Genomic DNA, 13,198 nt, shown 5'->3' with positions numbered 1-13,198 from the left:
ATACGAGCGCACATCGTGCATTCATGTCGAGGAGGAAGACTATGACTACAACTAGCGAAGCCACCACAACCTGGCAGGGCGGACTCGTAGACGGAGCCGGCACTGTGACACTTGCGTCGTCGGGGCTCGGAACTTTCGACGTCAATTGGAAGGCGAGAAGCGAAGGCTCAAGCTCGGTTACGACTCCGGAAGAGCTCATCGCCGCGGCGCACGCTTCCTGTTTCGCAATGGCTTTTTCTAACGCGCTTGGCCAAAACGGCACGCCGCCGACATCAATCAATGCGACGGCCTCTGTCACGTTCATTCCCGGCACCGGAATCACTGGAAGCCACCTCAACGTGAATGCGGCAGTCCCCGGAATCGAGCAAGAGGACTTCGATCGCATCGCGGCGGACGCGAAATCGAACTGCCCGGTTTCACAGGCACTTGCGGGCATTGATATCACTATCGAGGCAACACTTGCCTGACCAAAGCTCGTCGACACCCGGCCGGGTGGTGCTTGCTGGGGCCTCAGGCCTCATAGGCACCGCCCTGGCGGAGTCGTTCCGAGCCGACGGGTTCACTGTCACGACGCTCGTGCGCCGAGAGGCACGCAACAAAGACGAGGTGTCGTGGCTCACTGACTCAACACCGTTCTCGCCCGACGTCCTCGCCGGGGCAAAGGCAGTCATCGGGCTAAACGGTGCCAGCGTGGGCCATTTCCCGTGGACGAAAAGCTACAAGAGCACACTGCTCTGGTCACGAATCACCCCGACGCGCGCGCTCGCTTCTGCAGTACGCCAGCTTGGCGATGACGCGCCCACCTTCATCAGCGCATCTGCCAGCGGATACTATGGCGCCTTCCCAAAAGGTGTCATGACGGAGTCAGGTCCGCAGGGCTCATCCTTTCTGGCCGAGCTCTGTGGCGAGTGGGAAAGTGCCGCGCTTCACGCTGGCGGCAAGGCTCGGGTTGCGCTCATGCGTACAGCCCCGATAGTTCACCCGGAGGGTGTCCTTCGCCCGCTCCTGCTTCTTACGAAATTGGGTGTCTCGGGACCCCTCGGTCGCGGCACTCAGGTCTGGCCCTGGATTTCACTCGATGACGAGATTCGCGGCATCCGTCATATTCTCGACGCCGAAATCACAGGACCGGTCAATTTCACGGCTCCGACTCGGACGACGGCGAATGACCTCGGCTTCGCTTTGGCACGACGCATGAATCGGCCTTATTTTCTCCGGGCCCCCGAATGGGCGCTTCGCGCTGCCCTCGGTGCTGATGCGACCGAGGCCCTTCTGACAACGGATGCGGATGTGAAGCCGGAAGTATTGGAGAAGAGCGGCTTCGAGTTCAGGTATCCCACTGTCGAAGAGGCGGTAGCTGCCGTCGTACCCGAATGCTGAGCGCGTGGGGATGGCTATCGAGCCGACGTGCGCTCTAGCGTGATCGCTGTTCGGACCGCTGCCCGCGCGCGGCGTCGATCGCCAGACGCGTCGTAGGCGAGCCCAAGACGAAACCACGCCCGCCAGTCTTCGGGTGCCTGTTCGACCGCTGCTCGATAGGCGGGAAACAGCGCATCTGCTTCTTCTCGCAACACCCGCCCGCTCGCGCGAACCTGAACTTCCTCGGTAGGGAGAGCAGATTCAGCCTCCATCCTGCGGCCAAGGCTCGCGGCCCGAGCGCCAAACATGATCTCCCTGATCAAGGCCCACACAGCGATAGTCGGGAACACCACGAGGGCCGCGCCGATCGCGATACCCACTGCATCTCCACCCGTAAGAAAAAGCACCGCACGCTGGGCCACAAGCACGATGTAAAGCGCAAGGAGCAGCGCCATCACACCGACGCCGATGCGAGCGCTCATGCGCCCGTCGTTCGCGCTACTTGGCCTGGCACGTTGCCCTCCGCAAGTCCCCCACCTTTTCCGTGCGACCGCTCGGAGGGATGGCGAATGCCGATATCAACAAAGGAGTCGAGACCGACAATCACTCCGACCGCGTCTCGCGCCGCCGGAAGAGCCAACCGGATGCCTGGGGCGTATGCCGCGGCCGGCTCTATCGTGTCGTGAACAACCGAGAGCGACTCGCCCGGCCCGGAAAGAACGGTTTCTTGTCGCGCAACGACGCCGGGCCGCCGGAGAGAGTGGATAGGCACACTCGCTATTTGTTGCCCGCGCGCGCGCTGGTCAACGTGGGGAGAATCAACGGGACCAACTGATGCGCGCGCCGCCGCGATGAGTTCGGCGGTTCGCACAGCAGTGCCGCTCGGCGAATCGATTTTGCTCTCGCGATGTGCCTCAACGATTTCAATCGAGGGAAAGAACGGCGCGGCCGCAGCGGCTATAGCAGAACCGATGACTGAGCCCAACGAAAAGTTCGGGATGAAGACAACGCCCGTGCCAGCATTTTCAACCAGCGCCCGGATGAGGGCGATCCGCTCAGCCGACCACCCAGAGGTGCCGACAAGTACATTGATGCCGCGCTCTGTTGCCGCCCGGACGACATCCATCGACACCGCCGGGATCGACGCGTCGATGATCAGGTCTGCACCATCGAGCTCGGATAGGTCGGAACTCGACGAGAGCACGGCGGTCACCTCGAAGTCGGCAGCATCGTCGATCACCGCACGAATGATGCTTCCGAGCTTTCCCGTGCCGCCTACGATCGCTACAGCTGTGGTCATGTGTTCCAGCCTAGAGCTGCCGGGAGTGCGATCGCCCTCCCGCGCTTAGACGAGAGGTACTTCAGGCAAGCCTGTTCGAAGTTCAAAGGGCAGATGAGCCAGGTCATTGTGCGAAAACACAACCCATGGGCGACCTGATTTTTGCGCCAAAACCGTCAGGCCGCAATTGGCTTGGTTGAGCGTCATCCACTTCCACTCCGGCGTTTGAAGCACGTCGCGCACGAACCACGAGATGACAGCGTTGTGGGTAATGATGAGCTCGTGCACATCGCCGTGTTTGCGAACGAGAAACTCGCCGACAGCGTCAGACATCTGGGCACGACCAGCATCAATCTCTGCCTCCGTGACGCCGCCGAAGAAAGGCTCGAAAGCTGACGGCGTGTCGGGAGTCATACCCGTTGGCACGCAGTCGAACAGGAGCGCCGACGGCACGGGCGAGACCGACGGCAGTCGCTCGGCGACGGCCTTCGCTGTCTCAGCGGCACGAAGCAGCGGTGAGTGCCACACTGCGTCAAAGGGGACGCCCGACAGCCGATCAGCGACAAGTTCAGCCTGGCGTCGCCCTCTGGCCGAGAGCGGTCCGTCGATCAAACCGTGCTCTGCGTCCTGGTGTTCTCCGTGTCGCACCAGATACAGGTAGTGAGTCACTACTGCTCTCTTCGTTGGGGGCGGTGGGTGCGAAACGCACGTCAACGATCCAGCCTAGGCCACGAACCAGATCGAAGAACCGCTCGGTCGGGTGGTCTATTGGGATGCGCGAGCGATATCGGCCAGCTGAACACGATTGAGCTTGACGCCCACTCCCTGGACCAACTCGTGCACCTGCGAGGGCGCATCGACGCTCACAATCGGTGCCGCAACGACTTTCTGCGAAAGGAGCCAAGCGACCGCGACAGCAGCTGTCGGAACGCCCAGCTCATTGCCGACTGCATCTAGGGCGCGGAGGGTTCGGGTTCCGCGCTTGGTGAGATTGTCGAGCTTCTGGCCGCCGCGGACGGACTTCGCAGCGTCAGCCCTGGTTCGTGTGAAACCCGCGAGAAAGCCGTGTTCGAGGGCATGCGATGGAGTGACCGCTATCCCCTGTGCGCTCGCAACGAGTCGAAGATCGTCAGTGAAGTCCGCAGTACGGACGACGTTATAGGGAACGTCGAGCACCGATATGCGCGGATAACCCGCAGACGACAAGATTCTCGCCTCAACGAGCTGCGATGGACTGAACTTATATGCGCCAAGGGTTCGAACCTTGCCCGATTCAACCAACCACTCTGTCGTCGCCAAGGTCTCTTCGAGTGGGGCGTCGGCAACCGATCCGTCGAGATAGAGCACGTCGACATGGTCGGTCTGTAACCGCGTCAGCGACGCTTCAACTGCGCGAACGAGTTGCACTGGCCCGAGCCCTGGATTATCGGGGTGCGCACCGACCCTGGTGGTCAGCACTATGTCGTCACGAAGGCGACGAGTGTGCAACCACTGGCCAATAATGTGTTCACTGCGTCCGCCAACGAAGCTGTCGGCGGTGTGGAGTGTGTTTCCACCGCTCGTGACGAACTCATCTATGATTGCGTGACTGTCATCGATGTTCAGGTTCCAGCCAAACTCGGCCCCGCCCAATATGAGTGGAAATACGACGTGCGCGCTATCGCCGAGCTGTACCCGTACATGGGTTCCTAATGAGGGCCCCTGCACAGGAATGGGCGCGGACAGATGCGAATGCACCGGCGCGATCGCCGGATTCGCAGATCCCGTTCCGGACGATCCCATTTCGCACCCCTGATGTGTCATCAAAACGACTCAGCTGACTGACTCGCACCTCACGCCCCCACGCCTTATTCGAGGTTAAAGCAGCAGTGGTGCACGGCCGTACTCTGGCGCGTGCCTCTGATAAATATTCGATAACGCTTTTGTTGAGAATCTCAGGGTTTTCACACTGATGCCCGCCCCCACAAGTGGGAGCGGGCATCGTGTGACACTGCGTGAGACGAAGCTCAACCTTCGGCGGGTGCCTCGGGGCCGGGGTTCGCTGCAGCAGAACCTTCTTGATCAGCGGCCTCTTCGAGGACCGGCTCAAGCGACAGCTTGCCGCGGTCGTCGATCTTCGTGATGCGAACGAGCAGCTTCTGACCAACGTTGAGAACATCATCGACGTTCTCAACACGCTTGCCACCGGCGAGCTTGCGAACTTCGCTGACGTGCAGGAGTCCGTCCTTGCCGGGCATCAGCGAGATGAACGCACCGAAGGTTGCGATCTTGACGACCGTACCCAGGAACTGCTCGCCGACCTCAGGGTTGGACGGATTGGCAATCGCGTTCACCTGCGCGCGGGCAGCTTCAGCAGACGGACCATCGGTGGCGCCGATGTACACGGTGCCATCTTCCTCGATCGAAATCTGAGCGCCAGTCTCGTCCTGGATCGAGTTGATCGTCTTGCCCTTGGGCCCGATGAGCTCACCGATCTTGTCGACGGGGATCTGCACGCTGATGACGCGAGGCGCCGTCGGCGCCATCTCGTCAGGCGCGTCGATCGCGGCGTTCAATACGTTGAGGATGGTCAGGCGAGCATCCTTAGCCTGGGTGAGCGCGGCGGTGAGAACCGAGGACGGGATGCCATCAAGCTTCGTGTCGAGTTGAATCGCCGTAACGAAATCGCTCGTACCCGCGACCTTGAAGTCCATGTCACCGAGTGCGTCTTCTGCGCCCAGGATGTCGGTCAGCGCGGCGTAGCGCGTCTGTCCGTCAACCTCGTCGGTAACGAGACCCATGGCGATACCCGCAACCGGTGCGCGCAGCGGCACACCAGCGTTGAGGAGCGACAGCGTTGAGGCGCAGACAGAACCCATTGAGGTCGAACCGTTGGAACCGAGAGCCTCGGATACCTGGCGGATCGCGTACGGGAAGTCTTCACGGCTCGGGAGCACGGGTGCGAGAGCACGCTCGGCAAGGAAGCCGTGCCCGATCTCGCGGCGCTTCGGGCTACCTACTCGGCCGGTTTCACCGGTCGAGTAGGGCGGGAAGTTGTAGTGGTGCATGTAACGCTTGCGCGTAATCGGCGACAGCGAGTCGATCTGCTGCTCCATCTTGAGCATGTTCAAAGTCGTGACACCCAGAATCTGGGTTTCACCGCGCTGGAAGATCGCGGAGCCGTGAACACGAGGGATGACCTGCACCTCAGCGTCGAGCGGGCGGATGTCGGCAAGGCCGCGTCCGTCGATTCGCACACCGTCTGTCAGGATGCGACCGCGAACGATCTTCTTCGTGACGGACTTGAATGCGCCGGAAACCTCGCCGAGCGCGGAAGCCGGCAGCTTGCCCTCTTCGACGGCCGCAGCAACTTCACCCTTGACGCGATCCTTCAGTGCGTCGTCAGCGTTCTGACGCTCAACCTTGTCAGCGATCTGGTAGACGTTGACGAGTTCGTCATAAACGCTGCCAGCGACGAAGTCGTAGGTCTCTTGCGCGTACGGCGGGAACACGGGGTAAGGCTGGATTTCCTTGGCAGCAGTCGACGCGACAACGTTCTGCGCGGCGACGAGCTGGGTAATGAAGGGCTTTGCCGCTTCAAGTCCCTCGGCGACGACCTCTTCGTTCGGCTTCGTGGCGCCGCCACGAATCAGGTTCCAGCTGTTTTCTGTTGCTTCAGCTTCGACCATCATGATCGCAACTTCACCGTCGGGCAGAACACGGCCGGCGACGATCAGGTCGAAGACAGCATCTTCGAGCTGCTCAGCCTTGGGGAACGCAACCCACTGAGCCTTGTGCTCGCCCTGTCCGGGGATGAGCGCCAGACGAATGCCAGCGATCGGTCCCGAGAACGGCAGGCCGGAGATCTGGGTGGAAAGTGATGCCGCGTTGATTGCGAGAGCGTCGTAGAACTCACCGGGCGCAATTGAGAGCACGGTGATGACGATCTGAACTTCGTTGCGGAGACCCTCAACGAAGGACGGGCGCAGCGGGCGGTCGATGAGACGGCAAACGAGAATCGCCTCGGTTGAGGGACGACCTTCACGGCGGAAGAACGAGCCGGGGATCTTGCCCGCGGCGTACGAACGCTCTTCAACGTCGACAGTCAGCGGGAAGAAGTCAAAGCCTTCACGAGGGTGCTTACCTGCGCTGGTCGCAGAGAGCAGCATTGTTTCCTCGTCGAGGTACGCGGCAACAGCGCCTTGTGACTGTTGAGCGAGGCGTCCGGTCTCAAACCGAACTGTGCGGGTGCCGAAACGGCCGTTGTCTAGAACAGCCTCGGCTGCAGTAATTTCAGGACCTTCCAAGAGGTCTCTCCTTCTTTGTTTTACCTCGCACACCCGTATGGCGCGCGAGGTTTCGCGAAGGAGCAGGAACAGGCAGATATAAGCGCGCGGCTATGCCGCAATTCGCGCCTGCGCTGGTCACCAGTAGAAGAACACCCGGCGTTTCGACGGGGAATCCACCACAGGAGACCAGCTTTCTGCCGGCCTGCTCCGTGTAGCTCGTATGGAATTTGAGCGAATACCACAGGGGCATCCACCTCAACACTATCAGGGGGCGCCTCGCGGCTGGCGAACCGCGCTCACGATGCCTATCGTGAGAACAGCGCATCACGGCGCACCCGGCAGAGGAGGCCACCGATGAGCAATCACGACCACAAGCACGAGTCACGCGAACCAGCCGCTTCGGATGTCGACGCCAGCAAAGAACTCGACGCCCGCGAAGAGGCAGACATCCGTCGCCAGATCGCGCTGGAAGTTCAAGAATTCGAGCAGGGTATGGAAGGCTGACACGCCGCCAGCACTATGTTGACGGTTCCTGTTCGCACCCATCGCCTGCGGTGGCTCGGAATTGCCATCGTTGCCTCTCTGGGGTTCGCGCAGGCACCGATGGGTGCGAACAGCGCGGAGATACGCGATGACCCCACCTGGTCTGACGTTCAGGAGGCGCAGGGCGATGAAGAAGCCACTCGCTCAGAAATCGCCCGAATAGAGCTCGCTCTTTCGTCAGCGCAAGATGCCGCAGCTGAGGCGTCGTCTGCGGCAGTTTCAGCCGCCGCCGCAGCCACAACCGCACGGCAGCAAGCTACCGCCGCTGAGGCAACAGCGTCGGCGCTCACAGCGCAAAGCGAGGAGGCAGCGAACGCCTTCGCTGAAACGTCGGACGTCGTGGGAGCAGTCGTCGCGTCGCGGATGCGGGCAGAATCGACAGCTCCCCTCAGCGTTCAACTCCTCACTTCGACAGACCCCGATGCACTTTTGAAGAATCTCGGTTTACTCGACCGTTTGCGCGCTTCTTGGTCATCTCAAGCCCAAAGCGCAAGGTCTAGTGCCGACTTCGCCACTGCACTCAAAGAACAAGCCACCGCTGCTGAGACAGCGCGCATTGAGCGCGCTGACGCCGCGGAAACGACCGCAGCCGAGGCGCAAGCGGCGGCCGATGAGGAACAGCGAGCTGTCACCGACGTCCAACAACGTGCCGACACGATGTATGCGCAGCTCGCGGCGCTCAGGAACACAACCGCAGAACTCGAGCGTGCTTATCAACTGAGCTTGGCTGTCGCGGCCCAGAGCCCGAGCACTCCCCCGAACAACGAAGATTCCTCGGGCTCCGCCGGACCCCCCACTACGCCGAACACACCCGCCACGCCCAGCACACCAACCCCCGATATCCCGACCTACGGCGTCACTGTCGACCCGGAGGGAGCCAAAGCCTATGCTCGGGGCGCCCTCGGTAGCTACGGATGGGGAGACGATCAATTCGGATGCCTCGTCTCGCTGTGGAACCGGGAGTCAGGCTGGCGCGCAGATGCGCTTAATCCCAGCAGCGGCGCCTACGGCATTCCGCAAGCGTGGCCGGGCGACAAGATGTCGGCGGCGGGTGCTGACTGGCGCACCAATGGCAACACCCAGATCAATTGGGGCTTGGCTTACATTCGAGATCGATACGGCACACCCTGCGCCGCGTGGGGGCACTCCGAGAGCACGGGCTGGTACTGACGCGATCTCACAGCGCTCGTTGCGTGCGGTTCATGCCCGGACCGCGAATATCTACGTAGTCGCTGTGTTTGGCGGTGATACCGTCGCCGGCGGTGCGCCCCCGCACCCGACGCCACATCCATGGCAAGACATCTCGTTTAAGCCAACCGCCTTGAGTCGGCTCATCGTCGTGGAGCGCAGCCTCGAGGTCGCCCAGAGCTTCCGCGTCGGGCACGCCCAGTGCCTCGGCCGCGCGGTAGGCCAAGAACCGATGACCGCCGGAGCGCAAGTGAACGCGGTCGTCAGCCCACATCTCAAGTCCGGATATCGCCGGCAACGCATCGAGGTCGAGCAGACGGCATCCGTGAATCATCGCGATGCGGCGGACGTGTGCGTTGAAGGCGGCAAATCGGGGCGCGAGAAAACGCGATGCACGACGCCGCGGGAGAAACGCCGTCACCAGGAGAACGTCGGCGCCCGACTCACGAAGCCGTGTCACCCCGCGCTCCAGCTCATCGGCGAGCGCTGTCACGTCGACACGACGCTGAACCAGGTCATTGCCGCCCATCAGGATCGAAACGAGATCCGGCCGCAGGCGGAGCGCGTGCGGAATCTGCTCGTCTGTGAGGTCACGCATGCGTCGACTTCGAACGGCAAGGTTTGCGTATTTGAACCCCTTACCGTTTCGAGCTGTCTGCGCCAATAGCGGCGCCAAACGATCGGCCCAACCGCGATATGCACCCGCTGGCATACGTGAAGAGTCGCAAAGTCCTTCGGTCAGCGAATCGCCGAGCGCGACGTACCTTGACCACCGTGGTGGCGACGAGGTGCGTGGCACATGGCTCCACGGACGCGGCGAGATGCGCACGAGCATGGCGTCATCGATCGGGCGAAGCACTCGTGCCGTTTCATAGTGGCTCAGAAGCTGAATACTGAGGGCCTCCCATGTACGGTCTCGGATTGATTCGCGAGCCGCGTGGGCAAACGCTCGCCGCTTCGCATCGTCGCCCAGCAGGTCGCTCACTCGTGCACGCATGTCAGCGAGGTCCCCGGGGCGATACAGCCACCCGTCAACGCTCGAGTGGACAAGGTCAAGCGGCCCGCCAGCTCCGGTTGCCACTACCGGCACGCCGCTTGCGAGAGCTTCTTGAATGGTCTGGCCGAAGGTCTCGCTCTCGCCCGGATGAACGAACACGTCGAAGCTCGCCATCGCTTCGGCGAGGTCGGTACCGGAGAGATGCCCGAGAAATACCGCCCGCGGCAGGAGGCGTTCCAAGCTCGCTCGCTCTGGACCGTCTCCGACAATCACGACCCTCGCTCCCGGCAACGCATCGAGCGCTGCGAGATCACGCACCTGCTTCTCAGCGGCCAGGCGGCCAACGTACCCGATGACGAGCTCCCCCGGCGCAACGCATTGGCGCCAGTGGGCGCTTCTGCGCTCCGGCGTAAACCGCACGGCATCGACGCCGCGGCCCCAACGTTCAATCCGGTCGACGCCCAGTCGCTCGAGCTGCTCCGCAGACGACCGCGACGGCGCAAGGTTTAACGTGGCGCGACGATGAAGCCGAGCTACGTGTGCCGCGGCAAGCGCTGTGGCCTGAGGCATCCCGTACTTTTCCGCATACGCAACGACATCGGTTTGATAGATCGCCACTGCCGGTATCTTCAGTGCGTCAGCGGCGGCGAGCGCCTGCCAGCCCAGCACGAATGGCGATGCGAGATGCACGACATCGGGACGGAATGAACGAAGGATGCCGGCGATACGCGCAGCACTCGCGAACACAACTCGCACCTGAGGGTAGGAAGGCAGCGGAACCGAACGAAGAAACTCGGTACGCGCTCGTCCGACCGGTGCAATCGTCTCGGCAGCACGTGCCGCAATGACGAGCGTTTCGTGCCCGGCGGCTTCAAGATGATGAAGAACCTGCAGCACAGACCCGGTAACACCGTTCATGTGTGGCAGGTAGGACTCAGCGATCAACGCGACTCTCACAGAGTCAGCGTGAACCCTTTCGCACGCAAAAACTGCGTAAAGCGCTGATCATCACCGAGAGTTCACCGGATGACCGCTTGCGCGTCACCTGACGTCTTTCGTTCGCTTCGTGTTCACCGTGTCGGCGTAAGCAGCGTTAGGTGACCGAACAATTGGCGATGTTTCTCTCCACGAGCCCGCTGGGTCTGCTGCTGCTCGCCGTGCTGGTGTTCGGCGATGCATTCTTCGTCATACTCCCGGGGGAAGTTGCTGTCACTGCATTCGGCGCCCTCGCCGTTTCAACGGGGTCGCCACCGCTCATCGTGGTCATTCTGATCGCGGGAGCCGCGGCTTTCGCCGGCGACGCGTGCTGTTATGCAGTCGGCCGTCGAGTGGGGCTCACGCGGTGGCGTTGGATGCAGCGACCCAGAATGCAGCGAGCTTTTGCTATCGCGCGCAGCAGGCTTGATCGCAGCACGGGCGCCGTAGTCTTCACAGCGCGTTTCATTCCATTCGCACGACTCGCTGTCAACCTCACGGCAGGCGCCACTCGCACGGGGGCTGGCCGATATCTCGCTCTCGCCGCGGTTGCAGCGCTTGGATGGGCTTCCTACCAGGCTGTCATTGGAGCCGTCGTCGCCACGCTCATCCCGGGCGGGTCGATCGCTGCCGTTCTGGTATCCATTGCGGTCGCCCTCATTCTTGGGTTCACCATCGACGCGTTCGTCGCACGCCGAAGTCCCCGCGCGCCATTAGCACGCGGGGACTAAGAGGTCATTCCCCTGCGAGTCCCCCGAGAAGGTCGCCGAAGGACCGGCCGTTTCCGAGATAGTTCTCGGGATCGTAGGGATCTTTCGATACGCGAGCATCGCGGCGAATAATCGCCTCTGCCAGCTCTTTCGCCCCGCGTTCTACGCGGGAGGCAAGGGGCGCAACACTATCTGCGCTCCCTCCCCAATCAGATGACGCGGCAAAGACGCCCGTCGACACCGGTTCTGCGTGCAGGTAGGTGAACAGCGGACGGATCGCGTAATCGATAGCGAGAGAATGACGCGCTGTACCCGCATTCGCGCCAAGTAGTACTGGCATCCCGCGCAACGCCTCGGGATCGAGGACATCGATGAAGGATTTGAAGAGACCGGAATAGCTCGTAGAGAAGATCGGTGTCACAGCGATCAGCGCATCAGCCGAAACCACTGCGTTGATCGCAGATTCGAGCGCCGGTACTGCAACCCCGGTCAAGAGATTGTTCGTAATATCGTGCGCATAGTCGCGCAGTTCAACCACATCGAACGTCACTGAAATGTCATGCGCTTTGAGTTCAGCAGCTGTTGCAGTTGCAAGGCGATCAGCCAGCATTCTGGTCGACGACGGGTTCGAAAGCCCGGCCGAGACGACGGCGATTCGACGCGATGTCATCTCACGCCCCCTGCCGAACAGCAGCTGCGCCGAAAGCGGAACCCGCGGGTACCGGAGCGTCCTGGTAGGGCGAACCGGCTGTGAGGTTGTCGCCACGGTTGGCGCGCGGCCGCGCCTCTCGGGCGGGGCCATCTCCGTACGCAGCAGTAACGCGTGCGCGGTGGGTCGGGGCGTTCGGCACGTCTGCGGGGCGATTTCGCTGCAGTTCCTTGCGCAGCACTGGCACAACTTCGCCGCCCAGGATATCAAGCTGCTCCAACACTGTCTTCAGCGGAAGGCCCGCGTGGTCCATCAAGAACAGTTGGCGCTGGTAGTCGCCGAAGTAGTCGCGCATCGATGCATAGCGATCGATGACCTGCTGCGGTGAGCCGACAGTGAGCGGCGTCATCTCGGTGAAGTCCTCGAGGCTCGGTCCGTGGCCATAGACCGGCGCGTTATCGAAGTACGGCCGGAATTCAGCGACAGCATCCTGTGACTTTGCGCGCATGAATGCCTGTCCGCCGAGTCCGACGATCGCTTGTTCGGGCGTGCCGTGACCGTAGTGGGCGTAGCGCTGGCGGTAGAGCGAGATCAGGCGCTGGTAGTGCTCTTTCGGCCAGAAGATGTTGTTCGCGAAGAAGCCATCACCGTAGTACGCGGCCTGCTCCGCGATTTCGGGCGTGCGGATCGAGCCGTGCCATACGAACGGCGCAACACCATCGAGCGGTCGCGGCGTCGATGTGAAACCCTGCAGCGGTGTGCGGAACCGACCTTCCCAGTCCACGACATCCTCGTGCCACAGCTTGTGGAGCAGCGCATAGTTTTCGATGGCGAGCGGGAGGCCCTGACGGATGTCTTTGCCAAACCACGGATAAACCGGTCCGGTGTTGCCGCGGCCCAGCATGAGGTCACTCCGGCCACCCGACACGTGTTGCAGCATCGCGTAGTCTTCCGCGATCTTCACGGGGTCGTTTGTCGTGATCAGCGTTGTCGAAGTGGAGAGAACGAGCTTCTCGGTCTGACCAGCGATCGCAGCAAGCGTTGTCGTCGGTGATGACGACCAAAACGGCGGGTTGTGATGCTCACCCAGTGCAAAAACGTCGAGGCCGACCTCTTCGGCATGACGAGCGATCTCGATGGTTGCGCGAATGCGCTCGGCCTCAGACGGGGTGTGCCCGGTGGTGGGGTCCTGGGTGATGTCACTCACCGTCATGATGCCGAACTGCATCC

General features: G+C 61.9%; 13 protein-coding genes. 5 read left to right on the top strand and 8 right to left on the bottom strand.

The genetic code is table 11. From position 1 onward, the window contains the following. The first annotated feature begins 41 nt into the window (after positions 1–41). Positions 42–467, top strand: a complete 426-nt coding sequence (locus FHS06_RS07490; RefSeq protein ID WP_167047502.1) for an OsmC family peroxiredoxin — start codon at positions 42–44, stop codon at positions 465–467. Further along, positions 460–1,380, top strand: a complete 921-nt coding sequence (locus FHS06_RS07485; RefSeq protein WP_167047499.1) for a TIGR01777 family oxidoreductase — start codon at positions 460–462, stop codon at positions 1,378–1,380. Before FHS06_RS07490 ends, FHS06_RS07485 begins: the two co-directional genes overlap by 8 nt. 14 nt (positions 1,381–1,394) lie before the next feature. Here the strand turns inward: FHS06_RS07485 and FHS06_RS07480 are convergent, their stop codons facing one another. The 5 genes from FHS06_RS07480 to FHS06_RS07460 form a co-directional block, all read right to left on the bottom strand. Next, the gene (locus FHS06_RS07480; RefSeq protein WP_167047496.1) at positions 1,395–1,841 is read right to left on the bottom strand and encodes a tetratricopeptide repeat protein; all 447 of its coding nucleotides are present in this window, start codon (positions 1,839–1,841) and stop codon (positions 1,395–1,397) included. Beyond that, entirely contained in the window at positions 1,838–2,659 is an 822-nt protein-coding gene (gene dapB / locus FHS06_RS07475; RefSeq protein WP_167047493.1) for a 4-hydroxy-tetrahydrodipicolinate reductase, read from the bottom strand. The genes FHS06_RS07480 and dapB overlap by 4 nt, the downstream gene beginning before the upstream one ends. A gap of 45 nt (positions 2,660–2,704) precedes the next feature. After that, entirely contained in the window at positions 2,705–3,307 is a 603-nt protein-coding gene (locus FHS06_RS07470; protein ID WP_167047491.1) for a histidine phosphatase family protein, read from the bottom strand. Between the two features lie 96 nt (positions 3,308–3,403). Then, positions 3,404–4,420: an aldo/keto reductase gene (locus tag FHS06_RS07465; protein ID WP_167047488.1), complete on the bottom strand. Its 1,017-nt coding sequence runs from the start codon at positions 4,418–4,420 to the stop codon at positions 3,404–3,406. A gap of 224 nt (positions 4,421–4,644) precedes the next feature. Continuing rightward, complete coding sequence (locus tag FHS06_RS07460; protein WP_167047485.1) at positions 4,645–6,924, bottom strand: polyribonucleotide nucleotidyltransferase; 2,280 nt, start codon at positions 6,922–6,924, stop codon at positions 4,645–4,647. A gap of 336 nt (positions 6,925–7,260) precedes the next feature. On the opposite strand from FHS06_RS07460, the gene FHS06_RS07455 reads away from it, so the two are divergent. Both FHS06_RS07455 and FHS06_RS07450 read left to right on the top strand, forming a co-directional pair. Then, entirely contained in the window at positions 7,261–7,410 is a 150-nt protein-coding gene (locus tag FHS06_RS07455; protein ID WP_167047482.1) for a hypothetical protein, read from the top strand. Between the two features lie 15 nt (positions 7,411–7,425). Then, a complete protein-coding gene (locus FHS06_RS07450; RefSeq protein ID WP_167047479.1) occupies positions 7,426–8,619 on the top strand; it encodes an aggregation-promoting factor C-terminal-like domain-containing protein in 1,194 nt (397 codons plus the stop codon). A gap of 7 nt (positions 8,620–8,626) precedes the next feature. On the opposite strand, the gene FHS06_RS07445 is transcribed toward FHS06_RS07450, so the two are convergent. Beyond that, on the bottom strand, positions 8,627–10,591 hold the full coding sequence (locus FHS06_RS07445; protein ID WP_167047476.1) for a GDSL-type esterase/lipase family protein: 1,965 nt from the start codon (positions 10,589–10,591) through the stop codon (positions 8,627–8,629). A gap of 140 nt (positions 10,592–10,731) precedes the next feature. Here FHS06_RS07445 and FHS06_RS07440 point away from each other — a divergent pair, with 140 nt between their 5' ends. After that, positions 10,732–11,340: a DedA family protein gene (locus FHS06_RS07440; protein WP_310734835.1), complete on the top strand. Its 609-nt coding sequence runs from the start codon at positions 10,732–10,734 to the stop codon at positions 11,338–11,340. Between the two features lie 4 nt (positions 11,341–11,344). Here the strand turns inward: FHS06_RS07440 and FHS06_RS07435 are convergent, their stop codons facing one another. Together FHS06_RS07435 and FHS06_RS07430 are read right to left on the bottom strand one after the other, a co-directional pair. Next, positions 11,345–11,989, bottom strand: coding sequence for an FMN reductase (locus tag FHS06_RS07435; protein WP_167047473.1), 645 nt, complete (start codon positions 11,987–11,989; stop codon positions 11,345–11,347). 1 nt (position 11,990) lies between these two features. Then, positions 11,991–13,196, bottom strand: coding sequence for an LLM class flavin-dependent oxidoreductase (locus FHS06_RS07430; RefSeq protein ID WP_182486514.1), 1,206 nt, complete (start codon positions 13,194–13,196; stop codon positions 11,991–11,993). Between the last annotated feature and the right edge of the window lie 2 nt (positions 13,197–13,198).

Source organism: Microbacterium halimionae, from assembly GCF_011761265.1.
Lineage (GTDB): Bacteria > Actinomycetota > Actinomycetes > Actinomycetales > Microbacteriaceae > Microbacterium > Microbacterium halimionae.
Note: the sequence above shows the minus strand (reverse complement) of the source record. Positions and strands in the feature narration are given on the sequence as shown.

What these genes read in the sequence shown, in the direction of transcription:
- FHS06_RS07490 (WP_167047502.1), top strand. Translation starts at nt 42, where the DNA reads ATGACTACAACTAGCGAAGCCACCACAACCTGGCAGGGCGGACTCGTA.
- FHS06_RS07480 (WP_167047496.1), bottom strand. Translation starts at nt 1,841, where the DNA reads ATGAGCGCTCGCATCGGCGTCGGTGTGATGGCGCTGCTCCTTGCGCTT.
- dapB (WP_167047493.1), bottom strand. Translation starts at nt 2,659, where the DNA reads ATGACCACAGCTGTAGCGATCGTAGGCGGCACGGGAAAGCTCGGAAGC.
- FHS06_RS07465 (WP_167047488.1), bottom strand. Translation starts at nt 4,420, where the DNA reads ATGGGATCGTCCGGAACGGGATCTGCGAATCCGGCGATCGCGCCGGTG.
- FHS06_RS07455 (WP_167047482.1), top strand. Translation starts at nt 7,261, where the DNA reads ATGAGCAATCACGACCACAAGCACGAGTCACGCGAACCAGCCGCTTCG.
- FHS06_RS07450 (WP_167047479.1), top strand. Translation starts at nt 7,426, where the DNA reads ATGTTGACGGTTCCTGTTCGCACCCATCGCCTGCGGTGGCTCGGAATT.
- FHS06_RS07435 (WP_167047473.1), bottom strand. Translation starts at nt 11,989, where the DNA reads ATGACATCGCGTCGAATCGCCGTCGTCTCGGCCGGGCTTTCGAACCCG.
- FHS06_RS07430 (WP_182486514.1), bottom strand. Translation starts at nt 13,196, where the DNA reads ATGCAGTTCGGCATCATGACGGTGAGTGACATCACCCAGGACCCCACC.